This window comes from Sphingobacterium shayense (assembly GCF_013179575.1).
In the GTDB taxonomy this organism is placed as follows: Bacteria; Bacteroidota; Bacteroidia; order Sphingobacteriales; family Sphingobacteriaceae; genus Sphingobacterium; species Sphingobacterium shayense.
Window position 1 is genome coordinate 1 of the sequence record NZ_JABMCQ010000337.1, and the last position, 1,039, is coordinate 1,039.

Here is a 1,039-nt window from a genome sequence, read left to right on the forward strand (position 1 = left end):
GATCTTTTGTATCTTCGATTGTAAAGTTTCCCGAAATCTGGGAGTTTCCGTTAGGGATTTCTTCGTTAACCGTCGGTGCGGAATATACTACTCCGTCCAAAACAATAGCGACGGCTTCCTTGTTTTGAGCAGCTTCGGCTGTTATTTTGCGCCACTGACGCGCCCCATCCGTGTTCATTTCCATAGAAACAACAGGATTGTTTTGCTGATCAAAGTCGTCGCGAGCATTCGTGATGACATCACCCGTTAATATAGCGCCGCTTTCGTTTGCAGCTTTTTTTATCGCATATAATGAAATGTAATTTGGCGAGTTTTGTTCCGGTTTAACTGCCCACAATAATTGCAAGTTACTTGGGATAGTAGCTCTAACTTCTGGACGGTTTAAGAAACTATTAACCCGCGCCGTATCTTTCAAAAGGGCAACGCCAACCATTGGTCCTGGCGCAAGAGTTGGCTGACCATTTTGACCCATTCCTGTCGACGGATTGAGAATAGCAAATAGCGGATTATTGGCGGCCAATTCCGAATCAATTGCGCTAGAATCCGTAGAATCTTTCGTGCTGGCACCTAGGTTCGCTAAAAGATTATCATCATTTTTTGTACTGTCGGCAGTGGTCGAGTCAACTTTGGCTGTAGTTTCTGGTTTTGCAGTAGACGATTTTGTCGTTGAAGCCAAGATTCCGTTGATGTTTTCTAACAACGGATATACTTGAAAGTTATCATGTGTTTGATAAAACTCTAATTTCGCCGATCCCTGTAATAGTTTGCGAACGCGCTCTTCATCATTCACACCAGGAAGTTCCACTAAAATGCGGTTTGTGCCTTGTTGAACCTGAATGTTCGGAGAAGCTACACCAAACTTATCGATACGTGTACGTAGTACTTTATACGAGTTTTGGATGGCATTGTTTGCTTCTGTATTTAGAAAGTTTTTAACATCGTTATCGGAACTTGCCTTGTTGATTAACGAAGAATTATCTCGTGTCGCAAAGAATGATGCTAGCGGTGTTGTAGCGCCGCTTTCTTTATATTCGTTAAC

General features: G+C 42.6%; 1 protein-coding gene. It reads right to left on the reverse strand.

All coding sequences use genetic code 11. The annotated features are described in order from the left end of the window. Window positions 1-1,039, reverse strand: a 1,039-nt coding sequence (locus HP439_RS19210) for a SecDF P1 head subdomain-containing protein (RefSeq protein WP_425501391.1), incomplete at both ends; no start/stop codon positions are given.